We start from the raw sequence: 23,991 nt of genomic DNA, 5'->3' as shown, positions 1-23,991 counted from the left end.
ACCGAAACTCAGGTTTCAGCGATCAGTTCCGCGCCGCCGTCATCGGGTGAGCCTGAGGCGTCTGCGGTTCTTGGTGCGCTGACCACCTGATTCCGACCCTGGGATTTGGCCTGGTACAGTGACTGGTCAGCGCGATTCAGCCACACGGACCAGGTTTCGCCCTTGGCCACTTCCGCCACACTGGCGCTGGCCGTAATGTGGATATCATCCCCAAAGGGGTGGGCACTGATGCTGGTCAGCAGCTCCTGGGCCAGGGTTTCGGCATCCCGTTGGCGGGTTTCCGGCAGCACCAGCATGAACTCCTCCCCTCCAATACGAAACAGCTGGTCGCTCTCACGAAGACGCCGACGAGTCCTTATGGCCAGCTCAGCCAGAACCTGATCGCCGGCGAGATGCCCCCACTGGTCGTTGATTGACTTGAAGTAGTCGAGATCCAGCAGAATCAGGCTGGATACCCGCTCGTAGCGTTCACGTATCTGGATCTGGCTGTTGAGGATATCGGCCAGCTGAGATCGGTTGAGACAGCCGGTCAGGGGATCGGTGGTTGCCAGTCGGGTGAGTTCACCCTGGAGTCGGCCGACCAGCCAGGCAAAAATCATGGCGAACAGGCAAGTCAGGCCAAGGGAAAACGTGATGCGCCAGAAATCAGCCTCCGGAAACTTGAGGAACGACACCACCGCCATCACCGTGACAAAAAAGATATTACAGGTGGTCGCTTCCCGTAACGGCAGCAGGAAAAACAGGGCCGTTGCGGCCGGATAGGCCCAGTACAGGCCGGCATGGCCGTTAATCGTTGTGGAGTAGGCCGCGCAGATCACCGCCAGCAATGGAAACAGCCGCCCTTTCAGGAAATAGACATTTCGATACCTGAGGAGCGCGATAACCAGTAGGGCGTTGGTGCAAAACAGTACCAACAGTGCTGACAGGAGATAATTGCCATGATTCCACTGCACCAGAACCAGTGGCGCGACGGCAATAAACGACCAGAAGTGAAGGTGATAGACAATCTGACGTTTGAAGCCCAGAACCGCCAGTGTGGGATTTGTGGCGACCTTATCTGTTGAGAGCAATGGACTCACAGCGCACTCCTGCTGTTTTGTTCTATTGAGCCCGCTTCCATATCCGGGCTTCAGGAAGTCTAGCACGGTGCGTCGCATGGTGGGCCAGATTTGGCTCACTGTACCTCTGCGCAGTCCCTGGCTGAGAGCCCGTCAGTTCGTTAAACTCCCGGAGATCTTAAAAGGGGAGCACCATGACAGCCATACATACCCGATCGCCCGCACTGACCATCCGGGCGGGTCGCCGTGCCCTCCAGCGGCTGCAAGACAAACCGCTGTCGGCGGATGATGTCCATGTTATTCCGGGTGCCGCCGGCGGGCCCAAGGCTCTCGGTATTTCGGGGTTGGATAAAGCCATTTTTGGAGACTGGCTGCCTACGGTTCCACAAGAGCGATCTTTGATTGGTTCCTCGATCGGCAGCTGGCGCTTTGCGGCCGTTGCTTCGACAGATGACCCCAAGGCCCAGTTGGCGCGTCTGGCTGACCTTTATACGTCGCAGCGGTTTGCCAAGGGTGTGAGTACGGCGGAGGTGAGTCGTAAGAGTATTCTGTTTCTGGAAGAGCTGCTGGGTGGTCATGAGGATTATTTGCTGAATCACCCGCTTTATCGTCTGAATGTGGTGGTGGTTCGCAGTCGCGGTCTGTTGGAACATGACACCCGGGGGCGGCTCAGTCTGGGGCTGATGAATGCCATCAGCGCGAATATGGTCAGTCGGCGTCATCTGGGGCGCTTTATGGAGCGGGGCATTATTCACGATGCCCGTCTGAAAGCGCCGGTGTCGAAGCTGGTGGATTTTCCCAGCCATGAGGTGGCGCTGACCCGCGATAATTTGCTGCCGGCGCTGCTGGCGTCAGCGTCGATTCCCATGGTGATGTCCGGGGTACGCAATATTCCCGGTGCGCCTGAGGGGGTCTACCGTGATGGCGGTTTGCTGGATTATCACCTGGATCTGCCCTATGAGCAGCCGGGGGTTATTCTGTATCCGCATTTCACCGATAAGGTGGTGCCGGGCTGGTTCGATAAGACGTTGCCCTGGCGTCGCGGTGATGCGACCCGTCTTCAGGATGTGTTACTGGTGGCGCCTTCGCGGGAGTATCTGGAGTCGTTGCCGGATCGCAAGCTGCCGGACCGGAAGGATTTCGAGAAGTACGCCGGCGATGATGCCGGGCGTGAGCGGTCCTGGCGTAAGGCGATTGCCGAGAGTGACCGGCTGGGGGATGAGTTTATGGAGCTGGTTTCTTCCGGGCGGTTGGCTGAGGTGGTTCGGCCGCTTTGAGCTGGGGGGGGAAGACGGGCTGGCGGGGCCACAGGGTCAAAAAGGAGAAACGGTGGTTTCTTTGAATTTTTTGACCCTGTGGCCCCGCCAGCCCTTGTTGGATCCATAGAGCCAAAAAGGAGAAACGGTGGTTTCTTTGAATTTTTTGATCCTGTGGCCCCGCCAGCCCTTGTTGGATCTATAGAGCCAAAAAGGAGAAACGTGGTTTCTTTGAATTTTTTGACTCTGTGACCCCACCGGCCCTTGATCGACCGTGTGCTGAACCGTCCGAGGGTTATATCTGTTTGGTTTGCCGCGCCTGCTTTTCGGGTAAACCAGAGGCCAGGGTGGCGGCCATTGCTACCAGCCCGGCGGATATCCAGAGGCAGGCTTCCAGGCCGTAGGCCTGGTAAACCCAGCCGGAGAGGATGGTGCCTAGCAGCCTTCCTGCGGCGTTGGACATGTAGTAGAAGCCCACATCCAGAGACACGCCGTCGCCTCTTGCGTAGCTGACGATCAAGTAGCTGTGGAGGGAGGAGTTGATGGCAAACAGTACGCCGAATAACAGCAGGCCCCCTATCACCACAACTTGGGGCGACCAGCCCGCCATCAGGCCGATGGCAATCGCCGCGGGGATCACTGCCAGGGCGGCGGCCCAGAGCACTGCCGGTTGTTTGCCTTCCATGTTGCCGGTGATGCGCGGCGCGATGGTCTGGATGAAGCCGTAGCCGATGATCCAGGTGGCCATAAAGCCGCCGACTTTCCAGAAATCCCAGCCGAAGACGGTGTGCAGGTAGACCGGGAGGGCCACGACGAACCAGACGTCGCGGGCGCCGAAGAGGAACAGGCGGGCGGCGGAGAGGACGTTGATGGCGCGGCTCTTGGAGAGGATGTCGGTGAACTTGGCTTTGGCCTTGCTCTTGCCCAACTCCTGTTTGAGCAGGAACAGGCTGGCCAGCCATACCACCAGCAGGCCGGCGCCCATGATGATGACCGCGCCCTTGAAGCCGGCGGCCATCAGCAGTACCCCGCCCAGGAAGAAACCAACGCCTTTCAGAGTGTTCTTGGAGCCAGTCAGGATGGCCACCCACTTGTACAGCTTGCCCTGTTGCTCATCGGGTACCAGCAGTTTGATACCGCTCTTGGCGGACATCTTGTTCAGGTCTTTGGCGATGCCAGACAGGGCCTGTGCGGCCATGACCCAGGGCACGGTTAACATGGCCGCGGGTACCGCGAGCATGCCCAGCGCCAGCACTTGCAGGAACAGTCCCAGGTTCATGGTGCGGTTCAGGCCGATGCGGGCGCCGAGGTAGCCGCCCACCAGGTTGGTCACTACGCCGAAAAACTCGTAGAAGATGAACAGCAGGGCGATTTCCAGCGGCGAGTAGCCCAGCTGATGAAAATGCAGTACCACCAGCATCCGCAGGGCGCCGTCAGTGAGCGTGAAGGCCCAATAGTTGCCGGTGATTACCAGATACTGTCGGATGGCCGGCGTCATATCAGGCGGAACCCACCCGGCGTGCCAGTTCGGCGGTGCGGTTGGCGTAACCCCATTCGTTGTCGTACCACGCGTAGAGTTTCACCTGGGTGCCGTTAACCACCATGGTGGACAGGGCATCGATAATGGATGAGCGCGGATCGGTCTTGTAGTCGATAGACACCAGCGGGCGTTCCTCGTAACCCAGAATGCCCTTCAGGTCGCCTTCCGCGGCTTCCTTCAGCAACTGATTTACCGTTTCCCGGTCCGTAGGCTGGTTTACCTCGAACACGCAGTCCGTCAGCGAAGCGTTGGTCAGAGGCACCCGCACCGCGTGGCCATCCAGGCGGCCTTTCAGTTCCGGGAAGATCTCGATGATGGCCGTAGCTGAACCGGTGGTGGTCGGGATCAGCGAACTGCCGCAGGCCCGGGCACGACGCAGGTCCTTGTGTGGCGCATCGATAATAGTCTGGGTATTGGTCAGGCTGTGAATGGTGGTGATGGACCCATGCTTGATACCCAGTTTCTCGTGAATCACTTTCACCACCGGCGCCAGGCAGTTGGTGGTGCAGGAGGCGGCTGTCACAATCCGGTCCTTGGCGGGATCAAAGATACCGTCGTTCACACCCACGACGATGTTCTTGGCGCCAGCCTCTTTGACTGGTGCTGTAACCACAACGCGCTTCACGCCTTGATCAAGATACGCCTGTAAGGCGCTGACCTTCTTGTTGACGCCGCTGGCTTCAATAACCAGATCACAACCAGACCAGTCAGTCTCTCCGATGGTTTTATTGTGGGTGACACGGATACGCTGATCACCAATGACCACATGTGTACCATCCGAACTGGCTTCGTGCGCCCACCGTCCGTGAATGCTGTCAAAGTTCAGCAGATGCGCCAGCGTTCCGGCATCCGCGCCCGGATCGTTAATGGCCACAAACTCCATCTCCGGCCAGCCCCATGCAGCTCGCAAAGCCAGCCTACCGATACGCCCAAACCCATTAATCCCGACCTTGATCTTACTCATCTCAAATCTCCCAAAAAGTCCAAAGCCCGTGAGATATCGGCCGGGGGCTGGCGGGAAGAGGGTCGGAAACGTTCAAAGAAACCACGTTTCTTGTTTCTGACCCTCTTCCCGCCAGACCTCCCCCCAAACCAGAAAGAGCCGACTATGCAGCTGAAGCTGACGGAAACCAGTGTCTGGTTCTGTTCGCGAATGCAACCAATGACAGCATCACCGGAACTTCCACCAACACGCCGACAACGGTGGCCAGTGCCGCCCCGGAGGTTAGTCCGAACAGGCTGATGGCCACGGCGACCGCCAGTTCGAAGAAATTGGAGGTACCGATCAGGCCAGCCGGTGCGGCGACGTTGTGGGGTAACTTCATTTTGCGCGCTGCAAAATAGGCAATAAAGAAAATGCCGTAGCTCTGGATCAGCAACGGCACGGCAATCAGGCCGATGGCGTAGGGGTTGTCGAGAATGCGGTCCGCCTGCAGGCCGAACAGCAGTACCACTGTGGCCAAAAGGCCCATGATCGTGGTGGGTTTGCTGCGCTGTAGCCAGTGATCCAGTCTCTGCTGACCGTCACGCAGCAGCCACTTCCGTGTCAGGATGCCGGCAATCAGTGGGGCAACCACGTACAGCAATACCGACAGAACCAGGGTTTCCCAGGGCACGGTGATGGATGACAGACCCAGCAGGAATGCCGCGATAGGGGCGAAGGCGAAGATCATGATGATGTCGTTCACCGATACCTGCACCAGAGTGTAGCCGGAATCTCCCCGGGTCAGTTGGCTCCAGACGAACACCATGGCGGTACAGGGGGCGACCCCCAGCAGGATCATACCGGCGATGTATTCGGTGGCGGTGGTTGGGTCCACCAGGTCGGCGAACAGGACCTTGAAGAACAACCACCCCAGCGCGGCCATGGTAAAGGGCTTGATCAGCCAGTTGACCACCAGTGTTAACGCCAGCCCCTGGGGCTTACGGCCAACATTTTTGATGGCGGTGAAGTCCACCTGCACCATCATCGGGTAGATCATCGCCCAGATGAAGACCGCCACCACCAGGTTGACGTGGGCGTAGGTCAGGCTGGCGACGAACTCGAACAGTCCGGGTAGCAGAGTGCCGGACGTGATGCCGAGAATAATAGCGAGGGCAACCCACAGGCTGAGGTAGCGTTCAAAATTTCCCATCAGACACAGTCCATTTTTACGGGGCGGTCGGGCATGGTGGCCAGTCGCGTCAGAAAAGGCTGCTGGAAAGCGATGTTGGCATCGGCTGTATCCCTCAGCACATCAAGTACCCAGTCCGGTATCGCCGGGTGCAGGCGGTAGTAGACCCATTGTCCCCTTCGTTCGTCGTCCAGCAGGGCCAGTTCACGGAGCTGGGCAAGATGGCGGCTGACCTTGGGCTGGGACGCGTCCAGTGCGGTGGTGAGTTCGCAGACACACAGTTCGCTCTGTTGTCGGATCATCAGCATGATGGCAAGACGGTTTTCATCGCCCAGCGCCTTGAATACCGCAGCAGGGTCATAACTGACGGCCTGGCTGGTGGCTTTCTGGTGCACCATCACGAACAGGCTCAGGCGTTCCCTGAGCTCTTTCATGAGCAGCGAGAATGCCGCATGTCGGTTTGTGGGTACCGGGTCCGGGAAGTCCCAGGCGATCCGCTGGGCGGTCTCACCGATGGTGTGGCATTCCTGTGAGGCCTTGTCACACAGGGTGATGACATAGTCCCATTTCTCGTCACTCACACAGCTCAACGATTTGCTGTGCACGGTGTCGGGATTGATTCCGGCTTCTCGAATGCACTGCAGCGCCAGCGGGTGAGGTTGCGCCGGTTCAGTGCCCGCGCTGGCGACGTCGAAATGATCGCCCGCCATGTCCCTGAGCAGGGCTTCGGCCATCAGGGAGCGGGCGCTGTTGGCGGTGCAGACAAACAGGACTCTGCGACGGGAGGACATGCTTATCACCATATATAACAAAAAGTGAATATAATGGTATTTGAATGTCCGGCTGTTGGCAACGGTATTGCGCATCACGGCTATACTGCCCAAAAGACATGACATCAATAATGAGGAGTCTTCCATGGCCGCTGCAAAGCCCGAAATTCCCAGGACAACGCCCTGTTCGGTTCTGGTCGAGGCAGGTAAGAGCTATTTCTGGTGTGCATGTGGCCGCAGTCAGTCCCAGCCTTTCTGCGATGGGTCACACAAGGGGACGGGGTTTACCCCTGTTAAGTATGTGGCAGAGAAAAAGCAGTGGGTCTGGTTTTGCGGTTGCAAACAAACCGGCACTGCCCCCCTGTGCGATGGTTCCCACAAAACTCTGTAGCGATGCTGTTACGTAGTGGCAGCGCTGGGTCGTGCACTGATGCGATAGCCGGCAAAACCGTGGACAGGATCCTGCAAAGCCAGGATGCGGAGTGTCGCCGGTACGATGTTTTCGTCCTGGTCAGCGGTCAGCAATTCCAGGTCGATCCGATGCATTTGTTTCTCGCTGCGTGCGGCCGCCAGGGCTTTGCGGAAATTGGCGCGGTGTTCGGGCGCGACCAGTTCCTCAAACGGTGTTTCCGACAGGTCGGCAGGTGCTCGTTGCAACCAGTCTGCTGCAGTGGCCGAGATAAAACCTATACAGCCCTGTTCATCCAGTTCCCCGATCATGGCCCCGGAGAGTGCCACCAGATCCCGGCTGCGCTGTTCGCTGTCATTCAGGGCCTGGCGCAGGATGGATTTCTCCACCTGCATATTGCCCAACTGCTGGTCCAGCTTTTCGCTGGCAAGCTGTCGGTCACTTAGCTGATCGCTGAGAGTGTGAATCCGGGCAGAGAGAAAGAGCGTCAGTGCTACGCCGATGGCAGTGATCATGGTACCTGCGGTCCAGGTGGCATATCGTGCGGTGTTGGCTCTTTGCCGGAAGACGGTGTTATCCGGCATGGTGGTGATGAGCCAGTGATGTCGGTCCAGATTAATTTCTGAACGCAGGGAGCGCGAGTCATCCAGCGGGACGAGGGGGCCGGTCTGGAAGAGTGGCATTTTGGTATGGCGTTCCAGGGTATCCACACGTATTGCTGCAAGACTCGGGTAGGGCATGGAAAACACGGACGCCAGCCATTCTTCTACCTGGCGCTCTGGTGACTGGGCAACAGCTTCAGCGTGCAGACGGTTAACGAGGGCGTCGTGCTGGGCGCGATAGGCATGTTCGGCGAGGATTCGGGTATGGTTTGCCAGCTGTTCTGCGGTGAAGGCAGTGACGGTCAGGCCAGCAACCAGCACCACCAGCGGCACCCATAGAAAGGGATGCCACAGTGAACGAATATACTGCCCCGGACTCCTGTTGAGACTGGTGCTTTCCATGGCTCCGTCCGTCTTGGCGATCGATAACGATCAGGGGGCGGGTTGTGTTCCCGCTGATCTACACTTTAGACCAATGGAGTGCCACAGGAAAAGCAGTGTTGTCAGACCTGGGTTTGCCGCGCCCCGCCATAAATCAGCAGGAACACGCTGAACGCTGTCACCACCACCGAAGGTCCGGCTGGTGTGTCCAGGTGCCAGGACAGGGTCAGCCCTCCCCCGACGGCAACGAACCCGAACATAACCGCCAGCAGCGTCATGTGTTCGGGGCTGCGCGCCAGACGGCGGGCGGTGGCAGCTGGAATGATCAACAACGCCGTAATCAGCAGTACACCGACGATCTTCATGGCCACCGCGATGACCAATGAGAACATCAGCATCAGTACCAGCCGCAGGCGTTCAACGGGAATGCCCTCCACCCGGGCCAGCTCTTCGTGGATGGTACTCATCAGCAGGCTGCGCCAGAGCACTACCAGCAGTAACAGGATCAGCAGGGCGCCGCCGTAGATCCACAGCAGATCATCACGGCTCATGGCCAGCAGGTCGCCGAACAGCAGGCCGGTGAGGTCGACGCGGACATCGGGCATGAAGCTGAGGGTGACCAGGCCGATAGCGAGCGCGCTGTGGGCGAGGATGCCCAGCAGGGTATCGGTCGCCAGCGTGTGGCTGCGGGACAACAGCACCAGGGCGATCGCAAGAACCACACAGGTGATGATAACACCGACGTTGAGGGGAACGCTGATCAGGAAGCTCAGGGCAATGCCCAGCAGCGCGGAGTGCGCCAGGGTATCGCCAAAATATGCCATTCTCCGCCAGACCACGAAACATCCGAGTGGCCCGGCCACCAGGGCAACACCGAGGCCGCCCAGCAATGCTCGCCAGAAAAAGTCGTCCAGAATGGCGTCAATGATGGGCATGGTCGCACTCCTGGTGATTGTCGTCCGTGACTGCACCTGAGACCACATCTCCGTGCAGGTCGTGGCGGTGATTATGGTGATGGTGGTACACCGCCAGACTCTCTGCTACGGGTTGACCAAAGGTTTCAATGAACGCAGGGTCGTGGGAAATATCGGCCGGATACCCGCTGCAACAGATATGCTGGTTGAGGCAGATCACCTTGTCCGTGGCGGCCATCACCAGGTGGAGGTCGTGGGAGATCATGATCACGCCGCAATGAAGCTGGTCCCGGAGTTGTCGAATGAGATCATAAAGCGCCGCCTGACCGTTGATATCGACCCCCTGCGCCGGTTCATCCAGTACCAGCAGATCCGGCTTCCTCGCCAGCGCACGGGCCAGTAACAGGCGTTGTTTTTCTCCTCCGGACAGGTGGTGGATGGACGCGTCGACCAGGTGTCCCACACCGGTCTTCTCCAGTGCAGCCTGACACTCAGAGCCAGGGCGTCCGCTAAGTGCCATAAAGCGTCTGACCGTCAATGGCAGAGTGGATTCCAGGATCAGGTGTTGCGGTACGTAGCCGACCGTCAGGTTGCGGGCGAGTTTTACCGATCCTTCCGTCACTCTCTGGATACCGAGAACGGCCTTGATCAGGGTGGTCTTGCCGGCGCCGTTGGGACCGATAATGGTGATGATGTCTCCACGATGGACTTTCAGGTCCACCCGGTCCACCACGGGGCGGTCGTCAAAGGCGATGGTTACTCGTTCGAGGGTTACCAGTGGCTCAGTCATGAGCAGCGCCCGCGCGGCAGGCGGGGCAGAGCCCGGCGATCTCGATCATCACGTCTTCCGGTTGAAAGCCTTCGGCGGAAGCGGCCTCCGAAACGGCCTTGGCCACGTTCGGCGCGGTCAGTTCCAACACGTTGCCGCAGCTGCGACAGATCAGGAACATGCCATTGTGGTGCTTGCCGGCATGGGTACACCCGACAAAGGCGTTCAACGAGGCAATACGGTGAACCAGCCCATGTTGTTGCAGGAAATCCAATGCCCGGTACACCGTAGGCGGGGCGGCGTTATGGCCATCTTCTGTCAGCACAGCCAGGACATCATAGGCTCCCAGGGGCTTGTGGGACTGCCAGATCAGTTCCAGAACCCGTTCACGGGTCGGAGTCAGTCGTGCATTCCGTTGCTGACAAATGGCGCGGGCGTCCGCCAGCGCCTGGGCAACACAGGCATCGTGATTGTGTGGGCGATAGGGAAGAGCGCTGGTCGACATGGACACGGTCCTGAAGAATTTGCAACATTATAACATTTGCAAACGGCCACGCCATGTCCGGTATGTATGGAATCTCCCGTAGGTCGGATCAGTGAGCGACTTCGGCGGCCAGTGATTCCAGATATTCCAGGTTGGGGATCCAGGCGGTATCGCCTTCCACCTCTACCTGCATCAGGTCGGCGGGGCCGGTATCACCGTCCAGTTTGCGTATCTGCTCTTCACTCAGGCGCGCCTGGCTAGGAATGCCCTGGGTCACCATTGCCATGAACGGGACCTTCTGGTGCTCATCGCCGATGGTATTGAGTACCACTATGCGCCCACGGTTATCGCCAGGGATCGTCAGGGTGGCGCCGTTAGCCGCGTCATAGGAGATGACCGGCAAGTTAAGTCCCCGCCAGTTCAGGTACCCCACCAGCCACTCCGGAGTATTGGTACCGGCATCCGTGCTGGCGTAATCCACCACTTCCGCAATGGACACGTTGGGCAGTAGGAGTTGTCTGCCGTTCATCGGGATCATGACGCAGGAGAGGGCTTGACTGTTATCACTCATCACTCATTTCCTCAGGCAGAATCCCTATTTTGCCGGCCCTTGAGCAGGCAGGATTCTTCAATCGTTTTGACTAGTTCCCGGGCCAGCTGTTCCGGCGTACCGCAGAAGGAGGTACACCCGGTGGCAGCGACGGAGTCGGGCATGGAACTGTTGCCACAGCTGTTGCTTTCCTGGACCCAGATACGGCTACCATAGGCTTTCAGCAGGGGGGCTGCTATCGCCCCGTCGTTACCCATGCCGGAAAACAGAATAGCATGGCAGTGGTTGCCGTAATGATCGGCAATGTTCAGCAGAACCTGGTCGATGGATGGGCCGTAAGGCCCGGGCCAGGGGGTATCCTTTTCGATCAGTGCGCCGTCGTCATCCAGTGCCCATTCCCGTTCCACTGGTAACAATATGACGTCGCCATTGCGTACCTGGTAACCGGTTTGCGCGCTCTTGAGCTGGTAGTGAGCGTGACGTCCGAGGACCCGGGTCAGTACATCGGTGAAATTGCCATCAATGTGCTGGGCGTAGATGAAGCCAACGGGTAATCCGGGAGGCAGGTGGTCCAGAAAGGTTTTCACAGCCGCAGGGCCTCCCAGGGAAGCACCGAGAATCCAGATATCCCTGGCGATGGAATCAGACGCCGCCGGCGGAATCCAATGGGGTAATGGCGGCGCTTCCATGGGTGACTGCTCCGCCAGTTCCTGCAGGCTGGCTTCGGAATCGAGTTCTTCCAGGTGGCCCAGTTGCTGTTCCAGCTTACCCATCAGCCGCTGTTCCCAGCGGAAATAGTCGGTGGTGCCGGGTTTGGGCGCCGGGTCGAGTCCGAACAAAACCGGGGCGTCGGTGTTACCAAGGAGGTGATCGAACAGCATCGGGTGATCAGCTTCATCTTCCAGAGTCACCAGCCAGAGGTTGGCATCCGGGAATTCCGGATAATCCTGCAGGCGGTCCGGATCCCCGGTGAAGCACACGTCCAGGCCGAACTTTGACGTGGCCGCTTGCAAACGATGCCGCTGCAGGACGATGTCGGAAACGATCCCGACCCGGGGCCGACCTGACGGAAGGCCAGCCATCACTGGTTCCTGGTCAGCCGGGTAATGGTCTCAAGCAGCTCGGTTTCCTGGAATGGCTTGCCGAGGTACTCGTTGACACCAATTGCCAGCGCCCGCTCCCGGTGTTTTTCTCCCGTCCGCGAAGTGATCATACAGATCGGTGTATCCCTCAGGTTATCGTCATGGCGTACAAAGCTGGCCACTTCGAAGCCGTCCATTCGTGGCATTTCGATATCCAGCAGGATGATGTCGGGCTTGTGATCCTGAAGCTGGGCCACCGCATCGAGACCATCCTTGGCGGTAATCACCTCCATGCCGTTCCGTTCGAGCAGGCGGGAAGTCACTTTTCGCACCGTTACGGAGTCGTCTACCACCATAACCAGGGTCTCACGCTGTTCGTAGCGTGCGGATTCCCGGGCCTTTTCCAGGCTGGCCAGGCGTTGACGCTCGGACAGGATGTCGGAACGGATCATTGCAGGCAGATCGAGAATCACTACCACGTTACCATCACCCAGAATGGTGGCCCCGGAGACGCCACGCACTGAGTTGAACTGTGGCCCCAGGGATTTCACCACGATTTCACGGCTGCCCATCAGGTTGTCCACCTGCAGGGCCATCGGCTGCTCGGTACCACGAACGAGAATGACCGGCAGTGGCAGCGCCTGGCCCTGAAGTTTGGGGTGGTGATCGCTGTTCAGCAGGTTGCCGAGGTACTGCAGCCGGTATTGCTGACCAGCGTATTCATACAGCGGTGCGTCCGGTTTGTAGTATTCCTCGAGCTCGTAGGTGCTGACCCGCACGATACCTTCGATGGTATTCAGCGGGATGGCGTAGAAATCTTCGCCGGTGGACACCATCAGTGCCCGGTTCACGGACACGGTAAAGGGCAGACGTACGGTGAAGGTGGTACCGCGACCCACGGTGGAGTCAATGTCCAGACTGCCGCCTAGCTGTTTGATCTCGCTGGCAACCACGTCCATGCCAACGCCACGGCCGGAGATCTGTGTGACCTGCTGGGCAGTGGAGAAGCCTGGCTGCAGGATGAATTGCAGTACTTCCCGTTCGCTCAGCTCTTCGTCCGCCGACAGCATGCCCTGGCGGATGGCTTTCTCGCGGATCACGCTGGAAGGAATGCCAGCGCCATCATCGATCATTCGCAGCACCACATCACCGCCTTCCCGGGTCAGTGACAGGGTCACTTCACCGGTTTCCGGTTTGCCCGACTTCTTGCGGTCCGCCGGGGTTTCGATGCCATGGTCCAGGGCGTTACGCAGCATATGCTCCAGCGGGGCAATCATGCGTTCAAGGATGTTGCGATCCATTTCCCCTTCCGGGTTACGGACATCGAACTCGACCTTCTTGCCCAGCTCGCCGCTGATCTGGCGCACGATCCGTCGCAGGCGTGGAACCATGGAGGCGAACGGAATCATGCGGGTCTTCATCAGACCTTCCTGCAGTTCCGTGTTGATGCGGGACTGCTGTACCAGCAGGGTCTCGGTATCCCGTACCCGATCGGACAGGGTTTCACGCAGGTCCGCGAGATCCGATGAGGACTCGGTCAGTGCCCGTGACAACTGCTGGATTGATGAATAGCGGTCCATTTCCAGGGGATCGAAATCGTCACCGTAGTCCGGCCCGTGTTCCTTTTCCGCGCGGAAAAGGATCTGGGTCTCGGTCTCGATATCCATCCGTCGCAACTGTTCGCGCAAACGTTCGATGGTGGCGGCCATCTCATCCAGGGTGTAACTGAAATCACTGCTCTGCTGTTCCAGGCGGCCACGGGTAATACTGGTTTCACCCGCCAGGTTGACCAATTCGTCCAGCAACGGCGCCGATACCCGAATCGTTTCCTGGGCTGCGCGCTGCACATCCATCGCTTTCTTGTGGGGCTTGGCCGGTAATTTCTGTGGCTGTGGTGCGGTTGCTGGCTCAGGCGTCTGTGCGGCAGCGGGCGCTGATTCGACCGGTTGGTCTTCCTCGGCCGGTTTTTCCGGTACCGGAGTGGGAGGCGTGTGTTCTTGCCCCGCGTTCTCCCGGACACGGTTCACCAGCGCGACGATGGCGTCATGATCATCGGTGATCTTTTGCCAGGTGTGATCATCCGGTGCATTGCCCCCCAGATCGATCAGCCGGGTTTCAAACGCATGGGCCTTATCACCCAGTTCGCTCAGCCCTGACAGGCGAGCGCCACCCTTGAGGGTGTGCAGTGCGCGTTGCGCTTCCTGGTTGAAATGGTGATTGGCTGGCTCCTTGCGCCAGTCTTCCAGCAGATGCTCGAGCTGGTCGAGGATTTCACCGGCTTCCTCCAGAAAAATCTCCAGAACTTCGGGGTCAACTTCCGGCTCATCGGTTTCTTCGGAGATGCTGTCTCCGGACACATCCTCTGCGGCGGCCTTGTGAGCATCCATCAGCGCCTGCACCAGGGTCTGGTTTGCCACCGGTTTTTCGCCGTCTTCCAGGCTGACCAGCATCTGCTTGAGATTATCCAGAGCCCGGTCGCTCAGTGCCAATAATGCGGCCTGATTACTGGCGCCACTGATCAGAGGATCCAGGGCGTCGGACCATGCCTCCGCCAAATCGGCGATGGGGTCAACATCGGACAGGCGCGCGCCACCCTTGAGGGTATGGAGTTCCTGCTGAAGCTGTGTGACCCCGGTAAACTCGTCCGGTTCATCCCGCCATTGGGCCAGGCTCTCGCTGATGGCGGCCTGGATCTCCAGACCTTCATCCAGAAAGATGCCGATCAATTCGTCGTTGGTGGCTTCCGGTATTGCCTCGCTCACGTCCTGCTTGGGTGATACCGGTTTACCCGAGAGGATGGCCTTCACCTCGGCAACCAGTTCCTCGGCCGGGGGGCAGGGTTTTTGAGTGGCGACCTGCTCGACCATCTGTGCCAGCCGGTCGTGGCAGGCGAACAGCAGGTCAGTCATGTAACTGCTGGCCGCCAGCTGGCCTTCGGCCACCTTCTCGAACAGATCTTCAAGTACGTGCGTCAGGTCGCCGATGGCATCGACGCCGGCCATGCGGGCACCACCTTTGAGGGTGTGCACGTCACGTTGCAATTCGGCTGCCACGGCCCGGTTCGAGGGGTCCTCGCTCCAGGTATGAAGGGCACTACCGGTTGAGTTGATCAGGTCGTAGGCTTCTTCCAGGAAGATGCCCACCAGCTCCGGATCAAGGTGGGACAGGTCGGTGGCTTCCAAATCCCCGGGCTCGTCCGGGCTCGACGGCGGTGTCTCGTCGTCCACTTCCGGTGTGGCGACATCCGTCACGGGTCGGGATGCTCCCGTGTTATCCATATAGGCACGGATTTCACTGATCAGATCCGGGGCCGGGCGTGGTGAATCCTGCTGTTCCAGCGCATCCACCATACCGGCCAGGCGGTCATGGCTGCGGAACAACAGGTCCGACAGTTCGCCGGTGATCGACAGTCGCTGTTCGGTCAGGCCCTCGAACAGGTTTTCCAGTTCATGGGAAAGATCACCTACGGCGGGGATATCCGCCAGTCGCGCGCCACCCTTGAGAGTATGCAGGTCTCGCTGCAGCAGTCTCAGCAGGTCGAGGTTGTCGGTGTTGTCACTCCAGTTGTGCAGGGTATCGGCGGAGCTGTTGATCAGGTCTCGAGCCTCTTCCAGGAAGATCTCAGCGAGCTCCTGATCCATATCCTCATCGGTTTCCACCAAAGGAGGCTGCTCATTGTCCTCAGCGGGGGGTGATTCTTCCTCCATGTCGAAACTGAGGTCGATCTCTTCCAGGTCGCCGGTGAATTCCTGTTCGAACGCGTCAGGTTCGGGTTCCCCGGACTCGGTGAGGTCGATGCTCAGGGCATCCAGCTCGGCAATCAGTTCGTCACCGGATTCCGTCGCCAACCCTGCGGCGACTTGATCCATCATGTTGATCAGCTGCTCATGGGCAGCGCGTACCGTGGTGAAGAAGCCTGCGTCCGGCGTAAAACCTGGCGAACCGGCACATTCATAGATCTGGCCAAGGGCGTCCGACAATCCGGCCACATCGGCCAGACCGGCTTCCTGCGCGCCATTGGTTAATTGGTGCAGTTCAGTGCGGAGTTTTTCGACCGCGGTTGTCTGTTCCGGATCCGCTGCCCATTCGTCGAGGATGCGATCGGCGTCCAGCAGAATGTCGAGACCCTCGTTCAGGAACAGCTGGACCAGTTGCGGTGCGGACTGTTGCCGTGGGGACTCGTCGTCTACGCTGGCATGGCTGCGCAGAGTGGCGGTCGTTATGTCACGGAGTCGTTCCAGATAGGCGTCGGTGCCGGCGAGGGGCGCCTGGGGATCCTGCCTGAGTTGGCGCAGGCCCTGGGTCAAAAATTCGCAGGCGTCGGCGATCAGGGTGATGATCTCCTGGTTCGCCCGCTTGTTCTGGGCCCGGGATTCCTTGACGAACCGTTCCAGTGGTGTAATCACCGCTGCTATCGGATCAATGCCCGCGGTGTGCGCGCTGCCCTTGAGGGTGTGCAGCGCGCGGGAGAGATCGTCGGTATAAGCGACAGACGCCTTGTCACCGGCGCTTTCCAGAAACTCCCTTAGGGTTTGCAGGTGAGTCTCTGCTTCGCTTTCAAAGATATCCAGCAGGACCGGATCGACGCCTGTGCCATCGTGTTCGGCCTCTGAGGAGAGTTCCTCAGTGTCGTGCATGCCATGGTCGTCAACCGCTGGCATGGTGTCTGCGTCCGGAATCTCGCCATTGGCCAGGGAAGTGGCGCGGGCTTCCAGGGGCGCGGTGTCCTGGCTGGCGGGCTGACGCTTCTCGAAGTCCTCTACCAGTGCGGGCAGGGCAGCGGTGACATCCTCAAGCAGGGCTGCGACGTCATCGTTCATGAAGATGCTGCCATCGATAACGCGATTGAGCATGTTCTCCACGGACCAGGCCAGCTCGCCGACCACCAGTGCGCCGACCATGCGCCCACTGCCCTTAAGGGTATGGAAGGCACGCCTTACTTCCGACAGGGCCGTGCGGTCATCATGCTGTCGCAGCAGCATAGGCAGGTATTCGCGAATGCTGTCCAGGACTTCACCGGCTTCCTCGATGAAAATCTCGAGGATTTCGTCATCAATCAGGTCGTCATCGTCTGCGCTGCTGACGGCGGGAACGCCCTCCGCCATTGGCTCTGACTGTTCAGAGGCCACTTCCTTCTGAGGTGCTTCATCTTCGATGGCGGTCGGGGAATCGTCATCCGTCTTGCGGGTGGTGGACATGGCCTCCGCACGTGCGATCAGCTCAATCACATCACCGTCTGATCGGCCTTCCCGGAAATCGCTGATCAGTGAAGGAATGCGGGTATTCACATCGTCGATCAGGGAGAACAGCTCATCGTTGGGTTTGATGGTCTGGTCGATCACCCGGTTCAGCAGGCTTTCAACAGACCAGGCCAGCTCACCGATGCTGGTTGCACCCACCAGTCGACCACTGCCCTTGAGGGTGTGGAAGGCGCGGCGGACTTCAGCCAGGGCTTCGCGGTCGTCGTGGTTCTGGCGCAGGCGCGGGTAGAAATCGTGAATGGTCTGCAGGACCTCTTCGGCCTCTTCCACGAAGATCTCGAGTATTTCATCGTCCAGCAGTTCTTCATCGGAACCCTTGGTTTCCTCTGGCACCGCCAGTTGTTCTCCGGAGGAAGGTACTGTGCTTTCGACCACCGGAACAGTCTGCTCTCCGGGGCCCTGCCAGGTCGGCTCGGCCCCTACGGGGAAGCCCAGGGATGCCAGGCTCTCCTCGGCGACTTGCAGAATGCTGTCATTTTCTCCAATACCTTCGGCCAGGCGCTCCAGGTAATACTCGACACTGGTTACCGCATCCGCAAGGGTATCCAGTTGCTTCCAGTCCGGTACCTGCTTGCCACCCAATAACACATCGTTGATGTAACGTTCCGCGGAGCCCAGCATGTCGGCCACGCGATCCAGTGGAACCAGGCTGAGGCCGCCACGAATGCTGTGCAGCAGGCCGGGAACGTGTTCAATTTCCCGGGTATCCCATTGGGACGCGATGAAATTGACGATGGCGGTTTTCACCTGTTCCAGAGTGTTTCTGGATTCCCGTAACAGCGCACTGCTGGCTTCATTGAGTTCGCGATTGCCCAGGTTGATGCCTTGCTCGGACTCGTCAATTGCTGGCGTTTCCTGGTAGCGATCACTATCCAGGCCGGCCAGACTGGCTTCGATGTAGAGTAAAGCCCCGGCGATGTCCATCAGGGTGCCGTCGTCGACGGCAGCGATCTGACCGGACAGGCGCTCGACCAGTTCGATCTGCTCGGTCACCACCTTGCGGGGAATACCGAGACCCAGGACCGCCAGGGTATTGGCTACCTGTTTCAGCCCCGGCAACAGTTCTTCCAGTTCATCGTTCTGGCGCAGCTCGGCGCGTACAAACAGGTCGAGCTGGTCCTTGAGCTTGGCCAGCTCCTCGTTGAGCGCGCTAACCACGGAATGAATGGCTTCACGACCGGGGCCGGACACCCGCGTCCTGGCGGCATCGACATCGTCTTCCGACGGCAGTGCCTGCTCCAGCTGATAACGCTGGCGGAGCTCCGTCACCTGCGGCGTGTCCAGTTCACGAGCGCGTGCTACGTAGTACAGAAGGTTTTTCAGCAGTGCTTCCGGGACCGGCTGTTGAAGGATGTCCACATGTTCATCGCCGAGACGGCGGATTTCGGAATCAAGTTCTCTCAGTAGGGATTTGACCGCCGTGTTGACCGGATTAACGCGGTTTTGCAGGGTTTCCAGAAAAGCCGACGCCGCTTTCCAGAGTTCGCCCCTGGGGGTTTTCTGGCACAGGCGGATCAGCCGCTGCAGAACCTTCTGCATATAGTCAAAGTGGGCATCCAGGTCCGCTTCACGTATCACGCCGGCGAGGGCGAACTGGTACATCTGCCGCAGCTTGCGGATGTGACCGAGTACCTTGGGGTCTTGCAGCCGCTGGGACGCATTGTTGGCGGCCCGATGCTGCGATGGGCTCAGGTCGGGCTTGAACAGGGAGGTGTCCGACAACAGAGACTCGCCACGGGCAGCTCGCAGGTCGTTCAGCAGCGGCAATAGCACCATGGGGAAATCATCCTTGCTGGTGGCAAGGTGTTCCAGGTACTGGGGCAGCTGCAGGATGGCCTGCATCAGTACTTCAACGGCGTCGTCCACGCTGCCGACGGTGTCATTCAGCACCGCCTGGGTCAGCTTTTCCATCTCCTCGGTAAGCAGGGCCGCGCCATACAACTCCACCATCTGCAGGGTGCCATGCACCTGATGGAGGTAGTTCAGGCAAAAGCGCAGACGCGCGGTATCGTCGCGGTTCTCGACATACGCTTCCAGTGCCTGCTGACCCTGGGTCAGCGTGTCCTGTATTTCGTCCCGAACCCAGTCCAGGGCGATGCTGTCATGGTGATTGCCCATAACCACTCCGGTTATTCTTCGTCAGTCTGGCGTTTGATCCACGCCAGCACATGTTCCGAGGGTACCCTCTGTAAGCCAGGTGGCTGCCAGTCGGTCAGCTCTCCCTGGCCCAGGACCAGCAACCCCCCGGGCGCCAGCCTCTCTGCAAGCCGCTTCACGATTTCCCGCCGACGCCAGCGCCGGAAATAAATCAGCAGATTCTGGCAGAAGATAATACTCATCCCGTGCATCGGAGCTTCGTTCAGGTCCAGCACGTTCAATTGGGTAAAACACACCCGTTCCCGGATACTTTCGGTCATTGCCACGGCATTTCGTTCTGCCGGCTGAAAGTACCTGGCCTTGAGATCGTCGTTCACGCCCGCCAGCTTGCGGGTATTGAACACGCCCTTGCGGGCACGTTCGATGGCTGGTTTGCTGATGTCCGATCCGGTTACCCCGAACAGCGGTGGCAGCGCCAACTGGGCCATGCATTCGTTCAGAATCATCGCCAGCGTGTAGGGCTCTTCGCCACTGGAGCAACCGACACTCCAGGCTTCCAGTGGTCGCCGTTTCAGCTGTTCCCTCGGCCGGGTCAGGACGAAGTCCGAGACGAACCGGAAGGCATCGGGATCCCGGAAGAACCGGGTTTCCTGGACAGTCAGGCGGTCAACCAGGGTTGCCCACTCCAAAATGGCATCGGCCCCGGAGACGATCTGCTCGTAGTAGGCCTGATAACTGTCGCAGCCAATCTCACGCATCCGTATCCCGAGATTAGTCTCGAGAAAGGACCGGCGGCCCGATGACAGGGTGATGCCGGTTCGCCGCTCCAGTAAGGTTTGCCACTGGGTGAACTGCACCTCATCCATTTCCGGAAGTCGGCGCAGTGACCAGATGCCCTCGGCAGTTGAGCGGTTGTCGCGTGTTTCAGCCATAAACCGTCAGTCGCCTCGGAAGGTTGATCAGCCCACCACCGGGACGTCGCTGTCTTCCTCTTCCTGCTGCTCCGCGCCTTCTTCATCAGGCAGTGTGAAGCCGGCAACGGAAGACCGCAGCTCGGACGCCATTTCTGCCAGGTTACCGATCGACTTCGCTGTCGCGTTGGTACCGGAGGAGGTCTGGGAGGTAATCTCCTGGATAACGTTCATGGTGTTGGAAATGTGCGCCGCAGACGAGGACTGCTGACGGGCGGCGTTGGAGATGTTCTGGATCAACTCCGCCAGACTCATGGATACGTTCTCGATTTCCTCGAGGGCGATACCCGCGTCCTGGGCCAGACGAGCACCACGGACCACCTCGGCGGTGGTGTGCTCCATGGAGATAACCGCTTCGTTGGTATCCGACTGGATCGTCTTGACCAGTGCTTCAATCTGCTTGGTCGCCGCGGAGGAACGTTCCGCCAGGCGCTGAACCTCGTCCGCAACCACCGCGAAGCCCCGGCCCGCGTCACCGGCCATGGAGGCCTGGATTGCCGCGTTCAGGGACAAGATGTTGGTCTGGTCGGCGATGTCGTTGATCAGCGATACGATGTCACCGATTTCCTGGGAAGATTCACCCAGACGCTTGATCCGCTTTGAGGTTTCCTGGATCTGCTCACGGATGTTGTCCATGCCGCGAATGGTGTTCTGTACCACTTCCGCGCCTTTCTTCGCGATCGCAACCGACCGCTCCGCAACCGCAGAGGATTCGGCGGCGTTCGAGGATACCTGGTCGATGGACACCGCCATCTCGTTCACCGCCGCGGAGGCGCCGGCAATTTCCTGGGCCTGGTGCTCTGACGCGTCGGCCAGGTGCATGGCCGTGGCCTGGGTTTCCTGGGATGCCGAGGCAACCCGAACTGCCGTGCCACGAATCGCCTGTACCAGCCCGCGCATCTGGTCGATCGCGTAGTTGATGGAGTCGGCGATGGCACCGGTAAAGTCCTCGGTGACCGTGGCCTCGGTGGTCAGGTCACCATCCGCCAGATCGGCGAGTTCGTCCAGCAGTCGCAGGATCGCATTCTGGTTCTGTTCGTTCTGCTCCTGGGTGGTCGAAATCCGTTCCTGGGCTTCGCGATAGAGCACGACACCGATCAGGACAACAATACCGACCATGGCGGCCAGGATGATAAAGGCCAGGGTCGGGCTGATCAGGCGGGAGCCGGCCTGCCCGGTAAACTGGTCTGCCATGACGGAAATATCGTCCAGCAGGATCTGGGAGTTCTGGAAGATATCAGAGGCCGCGGTACGTACCTTGAAGAGGTCGGGAGAAGCTTCAAGAATCGCGTCTACGTTCTGGGAAACGAATTCGAACAGCTCGCCAACGGCTTCCAGGCCATAGATGGCGTCTTCGTCATCTACGCGGGAGATACCCATGGCCGGGTTGCCTTCCATCTGGCCCTGCAGTACGCGGCCAAACAGGCTGGCGTCACGGCCAAATCTGTCGGCGGCGATAACCGCATCTTCGTCACCGGACAGTACGTTGTTGACCGAACGCACAATACGCTCTGCCAGCAGGGACTGGCGTTGTGCCAGAGCCACCTGTTCTGCCGGTGCGTTGTTGTCCAGCAGGATCTGTACGATGTCATCGTACTCCACCTGCAGTTGCGGAATGGTTTCGTTCAGGGTGCGGGCCACTTCGTGGAGACCAAGCACCGCATCCCGGGTGGAGAGGATGCTGTCGGCGTTTTCACGTACCGCATCCCACTTGGCCTGCACACTGCTTTGCCGGGCAATCTCACTGGGCGGCAGGCCGGTTTCGGGGTTGCCGTCAACCACATAAGACCACAGCTGTTGGAACTCATCACGGGAACGACGCAGCTGGTCGAAGGCTTCAGCGGTACCGCCGGCGGCCTCCGTCGCGTTCTTTGCAATTTCCTGTGACAGTACCCGCAGCTCGGAGGCGTGGGCGATGTATTCCTGGTCGTTCTGGCTGTCATTGTTGATTATGAACAGGACCACAACAAGCAGGACAGTGAGTGCAATCAGTGCGGCAATCAGGCCGGCAACGAGCTTGTTGCCTCCCTGTCCCATACTGAATCTTCCGGCTCTGTTTTTCATCTTCTGGCTCCCGGCCTTTTCATTATATTGGCAAGTTTGCTTCTGCGTGCTTGGGTAGCAGGGATGATGCTCCTGCCATTGTCATCATCCTTACCACTGCGCAACGTCCAGAAACCGCTCGTCTTCCACCAGGTCGGCGGCGGAGAACACTTTCCAGACTTCTTCATTTCGTTCATAACCACCATTCACAAACGGTCGAACACTCGGTGGTACTTCTCCGGGCGAGGCCACGAAGTTGTCCCGCGCGAAGTACTGCATGCCGGACACGCTGTCGACCACCAGGCCGCTGAACACATCGCCCTGTTCGACCACCAGAACCCGGCGCTCACGTTGACTGCGTGATGAGCGCGATATATCAAAGAATCCGGCGAGATCGACAAGGGGAAGGAGGCGGCCACGAACATTCGCCGCACCCATCATGAACGGCTTGACCCCCGGAATATGTGTAAACCGGGGGACATGGAGAATTTCGGTAACCTCACCCATGGGCGCCACATAGCGTTCGCCCGCCAGAACAAAGCCGATGCCATTCCAGAGTTCAACGGCTTCCTGTTGCTCCGGCAGGCCGGCCGCCATGGACCGGCTGCGCTGGGCGATATCCGTCAGAACGGCAAAAGGGGCGGCCTTGGCGGACATGGGCACTCCACGGTTGGGGATCAGGCAATCAGACTGTTGATTGTTTTGATCAGGTCATCTTCGTTGACAGGCTTGACCAGGTAGCCCTTGGCGCCCTGGCGGGTGCCCCAGACACGGTCAGTTTCCTGGTCCTTGGTGGTCACGATCACCACGGGGATGGAAGCGGTTTCCGGAGCGCGGGTCAGCTGCCGGGTAGCCTGAAAGCCATTCAGGCCAGGCATGACCACGTCCATCAGAACCAGATCCGGAGTCTCGGCGCGGGCCTTTGCCACGCCGTCAGCACCGTTATCAGCAGTCAGTACTTCGTGCCGGTGCTTTTCCAGAATGCTTGAGATTTTCTTCACCTCGGTGGGGGAGTCATCAACAATCAGAATGCGGGCCATGGTTTCCTCAATAGTTCGATACTTCGGCAGATTTACTGTTCCGCCTGGGGTACGTATTGGCGGATGGTGTTGAGCAGCTCGTCCTTGCTGAACGGTTTGGTCAGATACTGATCAGAACCGACAATGCGGCCCTTGGCCTTGTCAAACAGACCGTCCTTACTGGAGAGCATGATGACCGGCGTCTTTTTGAAAGAGGAATTGTTCTTGATCAGTGCGCAGGTCTGATATCCGTCCAGGCGCGGCATCATGATATCGACAAAAATGATGTCCGGCTGGGAATCGGCGATTTTCGCCAAAGCATCAAAGCCGTCAGTTGCGGTGATGACCTCACAACCAACCTTTTTCAGAAGGGTTTCTGCGGTGCGACGGATGGTTTTACTGTCGTCGATCACCATAATCTTCAGATTCTCGAAGTTGTCATCCATTGTCCAGGTGCCTTGCGCTCAGCGACTGTCATTATTTTAAACGGGGGTTTTAACACAAACCTCAGGGTTCTTCTATAAATCCCGCTTATTTATAGAGGATCGATGGCCGGATAAAAAGCATAACTTTGTGACCAAATGTACTTCTGCCGGCAATGTCACGTTATACACCCCGGATTTCTGCGGATGCATTAAAAGCTCGGGTACAATACCATCAGTGTTCTCAGC

The 23,991-nt window shown here is 58.9% G+C and carries 19 protein-coding genes; 2 read left to right on the top strand and 17 right to left on the bottom strand.

Annotated elements, in window-relative coordinates; all coding sequences use genetic code 11:
- Positions 1-8: 8 nt before the first annotated feature.
- Complete coding sequence (locus MARLIPOL_RS09970; protein ID WP_012137949.1) at positions 9-1,079, bottom strand: GGDEF domain-containing protein; 1,071 nt, start codon at positions 1,077-1,079, stop codon at positions 9-11.
- 173 nt (positions 1,080-1,252) lie between these two features.
- Here MARLIPOL_RS09970 and MARLIPOL_RS09965 point away from each other — a divergent pair, with 173 nt between their 5' ends.
- A complete protein-coding gene (locus MARLIPOL_RS09965) occupies positions 1,253-2,335 on the top strand; it encodes a patatin-like phospholipase family protein (protein WP_012137947.1) in 1,083 nt (360 codons plus the stop codon).
- A 274-nt stretch (positions 2,336-2,609) separates the two neighbouring features.
- Here the strand turns inward: MARLIPOL_RS09965 and arsJ are convergent, their stop codons facing one another.
- The 4 genes from arsJ to MARLIPOL_RS18915 form a co-directional block, all read right to left on the bottom strand.
- Positions 2,610-3,812, bottom strand: a complete 1,203-nt coding sequence (gene arsJ / locus MARLIPOL_RS09960) for an organoarsenical effux MFS transporter ArsJ (protein ID WP_012137946.1) — start codon at positions 3,810-3,812, stop codon at positions 2,610-2,612.
- Between the two features lies 1 nt (position 3,813).
- Complete coding sequence (locus MARLIPOL_RS09955) at positions 3,814-4,818, bottom strand: ArsJ-associated glyceraldehyde-3-phosphate dehydrogenase (protein WP_012137945.1); 1,005 nt, start codon at positions 4,816-4,818, stop codon at positions 3,814-3,816.
- Positions 4,819-4,960: 142 nt separating this feature from the next.
- The gene (arsB, locus tag MARLIPOL_RS09950) at positions 4,961-5,989 is read right to left on the bottom strand and encodes an ACR3 family arsenite efflux transporter (protein WP_012137944.1); all 1,029 of its coding nucleotides are present in this window, start codon (positions 5,987-5,989) and stop codon (positions 4,961-4,963) included.
- Positions 5,989-6,759, bottom strand: coding sequence for a metalloregulator ArsR/SmtB family transcription factor (locus MARLIPOL_RS18915; protein ID WP_036191369.1), 771 nt, complete (start codon positions 6,757-6,759; stop codon positions 5,989-5,991). The genes arsB and MARLIPOL_RS18915 overlap by 1 nt, the downstream gene beginning before the upstream one ends.
- A 124-nt stretch (positions 6,760-6,883) precedes the next feature.
- Here MARLIPOL_RS18915 and MARLIPOL_RS18330 point away from each other — a divergent pair, with 124 nt between their 5' ends.
- Complete coding sequence (locus tag MARLIPOL_RS18330) at positions 6,884-7,129, top strand: CDGSH iron-sulfur domain-containing protein (protein WP_012137942.1); 246 nt, start codon at positions 6,884-6,886, stop codon at positions 7,127-7,129.
- A gap of 8 nt (positions 7,130-7,137) precedes the next feature.
- On the opposite strand, the gene MARLIPOL_RS09940 is transcribed toward MARLIPOL_RS18330, so the two are convergent.
- From MARLIPOL_RS09940 to pilG, 12 genes are all read right to left on the bottom strand, one after another.
- Positions 7,138-8,151 (bottom strand): PAS domain-containing protein, encoded by a 1,014-nt coding sequence (locus tag MARLIPOL_RS09940; RefSeq protein WP_012137941.1) that lies wholly within the window; start codon positions 8,149-8,151, stop codon positions 7,138-7,140.
- 101 nt (positions 8,152-8,252) lie between these two features.
- Positions 8,253-9,065: a zinc ABC transporter permease subunit ZnuB gene (gene znuB, locus MARLIPOL_RS09935; protein ID WP_012137939.1), complete on the bottom strand. Its 813-nt coding sequence runs from the start codon at positions 9,063-9,065 to the stop codon at positions 8,253-8,255.
- Positions 9,052-9,834 carry a zinc ABC transporter ATP-binding protein ZnuC gene (gene znuC / locus MARLIPOL_RS09930; protein WP_012137938.1) on the bottom strand — a complete coding sequence of 261 codons (783 nt, stop codon included), beginning with the start codon at positions 9,832-9,834 and terminating at the stop codon, positions 9,052-9,054. The genes znuB and znuC overlap by 14 nt, the downstream gene beginning before the upstream one ends.
- Entirely contained in the window at positions 9,827-10,318 is a 492-nt protein-coding gene (locus MARLIPOL_RS09925; protein WP_012137937.1) for a Fur family transcriptional regulator, read from the bottom strand. Before MARLIPOL_RS09925 ends, znuC begins: the two co-directional genes overlap by 8 nt.
- 88 nt (positions 10,319-10,406) lie before the next feature.
- Positions 10,407-10,868, bottom strand: coding sequence for a chemotaxis protein CheW (locus MARLIPOL_RS09920; protein ID WP_012137936.1), 462 nt, complete (start codon positions 10,866-10,868; stop codon positions 10,407-10,409).
- A gap of 11 nt (positions 10,869-10,879) precedes the next feature.
- A complete protein-coding gene (locus MARLIPOL_RS09915) occupies positions 10,880-11,929 on the bottom strand; it encodes a chemotaxis protein CheB (RefSeq protein WP_012137935.1) in 1,050 nt (349 codons plus the stop codon).
- Positions 11,929-19,308: an Hpt domain-containing protein gene (locus MARLIPOL_RS09910; protein WP_012137934.1), complete on the bottom strand. Its 7,380-nt coding sequence runs from the start codon at positions 19,306-19,308 to the stop codon at positions 11,929-11,931. Before MARLIPOL_RS09910 ends, MARLIPOL_RS09915 begins: the two co-directional genes overlap by 1 nt.
- An 11-nt stretch (positions 19,309-19,319) precedes the next feature.
- A complete protein-coding gene (locus tag MARLIPOL_RS09905; protein WP_012137933.1) occupies positions 19,320-20,219 on the bottom strand; it encodes a CheR family methyltransferase in 900 nt (299 codons plus the stop codon).
- Positions 20,220-20,246: 27 nt separating this feature from the next.
- Entirely contained in the window at positions 20,247-22,322 is a 2,076-nt protein-coding gene (locus MARLIPOL_RS09900) for a methyl-accepting chemotaxis protein (protein WP_036191234.1), read from the bottom strand.
- 90 nt (positions 22,323-22,412) lie between these two features.
- Positions 22,413-22,958, bottom strand: a complete 546-nt coding sequence (locus MARLIPOL_RS09895) for a chemotaxis protein CheW (protein WP_012137931.1) — start codon at positions 22,956-22,958, stop codon at positions 22,413-22,415.
- A gap of 20 nt (positions 22,959-22,978) precedes the next feature.
- Positions 22,979-23,341 carry a twitching motility response regulator PilH gene (gene pilH / locus MARLIPOL_RS09890; RefSeq protein ID WP_012137930.1) on the bottom strand — a complete coding sequence of 121 codons (363 nt, stop codon included), beginning with the start codon at positions 23,339-23,341 and terminating at the stop codon, positions 22,979-22,981.
- A 32-nt stretch (positions 23,342-23,373) separates the two neighbouring features.
- Complete coding sequence (gene pilG / locus MARLIPOL_RS09885) at positions 23,374-23,766, bottom strand: twitching motility response regulator PilG (protein WP_008175635.1); 393 nt, start codon at positions 23,764-23,766, stop codon at positions 23,374-23,376.
- Positions 23,767-23,991: the final 225 nt, after the last annotated feature.

The organism is Marinobacter lipolyticus SM19, assembly GCF_000397065.2.
Classification (GTDB): Bacteria; Pseudomonadota; Gammaproteobacteria; order Pseudomonadales; family Oleiphilaceae; genus Marinobacter; species Marinobacter lipolyticus.
Note: the sequence above shows the minus strand (reverse complement) of the source record. Positions and strands in the feature narration are given on the sequence as shown.

Excerpts from the sequence above, each read along its gene's own strand:
- MARLIPOL_RS09910 (WP_012137934.1), bottom strand. The coding sequence starts at position 19,308 with ATGGGCAATCACCATGACAGCATCGCCCTGGACTGGGTTCGGGACGAA.
- MARLIPOL_RS09905 (WP_012137933.1), bottom strand. The coding sequence starts at position 20,219 with ATGGCTGAAACACGCGACAACCGCTCAACTGCCGAGGGCATCTGGTCA.
- MARLIPOL_RS09920 (WP_012137936.1), bottom strand. The coding sequence starts at position 10,868 with ATGAGTGATAACAGTCAAGCCCTCTCCTGCGTCATGATCCCGATGAAC.
- MARLIPOL_RS09940 (WP_012137941.1), bottom strand. The coding sequence starts at position 8,151 with ATGGAAAGCACCAGTCTCAACAGGAGTCCGGGGCAGTATATTCGTTCA.
- MARLIPOL_RS18330 (WP_012137942.1), top strand. The coding sequence starts at position 6,884 with ATGGCCGCTGCAAAGCCCGAAATTCCCAGGACAACGCCCTGTTCGGTT.
- MARLIPOL_RS18915 (WP_036191369.1), bottom strand. The coding sequence starts at position 6,759 with ATGTCCTCCCGTCGCAGAGTCCTGTTTGTCTGCACCGCCAACAGCGCC.
- MARLIPOL_RS09915 (WP_012137935.1), bottom strand. The coding sequence starts at position 11,929 with ATGGCTGGCCTTCCGTCAGGTCGGCCCCGGGTCGGGATCGTTTCCGAC.
- MARLIPOL_RS09895 (WP_012137931.1), bottom strand. The coding sequence starts at position 22,958 with ATGTCCGCCAAGGCCGCCCCTTTTGCCGTTCTGACGGATATCGCCCAG.
- arsJ (WP_012137946.1), bottom strand. The coding sequence starts at position 3,812 with ATGACGCCGGCCATCCGACAGTATCTGGTAATCACCGGCAACTATTGG.
- MARLIPOL_RS09955 (WP_012137945.1), bottom strand. The coding sequence starts at position 4,818 with ATGAGTAAGATCAAGGTCGGGATTAATGGGTTTGGGCGTATCGGTAGG.
- arsB (WP_012137944.1), bottom strand. The coding sequence starts at position 5,989 with ATGGGAAATTTTGAACGCTACCTCAGCCTGTGGGTTGCCCTCGCTATT.
- MARLIPOL_RS09925 (WP_012137937.1), bottom strand. The coding sequence starts at position 10,318 with ATGTCGACCAGCGCTCTTCCCTATCGCCCACACAATCACGATGCCTGT.
- znuC (WP_012137938.1), bottom strand. The coding sequence starts at position 9,834 with ATGACTGAGCCACTGGTAACCCTCGAACGAGTAACCATCGCCTTTGAC.
- pilH (WP_012137930.1), bottom strand. The coding sequence starts at position 23,341 with ATGGCCCGCATTCTGATTGTTGATGACTCCCCCACCGAGGTGAAGAAA.
- MARLIPOL_RS09900 (WP_036191234.1), bottom strand. The coding sequence starts at position 22,322 with ATGAAAAACAGAGCCGGAAGATTCAGTATGGGACAGGGAGGCAACAAG.
- MARLIPOL_RS09965 (WP_012137947.1), top strand. The coding sequence starts at position 1,253 with ATGACAGCCATACATACCCGATCGCCCGCACTGACCATCCGGGCGGGT.
- pilG (WP_008175635.1), bottom strand. The coding sequence starts at position 23,766 with ATGGATGACAACTTCGAGAATCTGAAGATTATGGTGATCGACGACAGT.
- znuB (WP_012137939.1), bottom strand. The coding sequence starts at position 9,065 with ATGCCCATCATTGACGCCATTCTGGACGACTTTTTCTGGCGAGCATTG.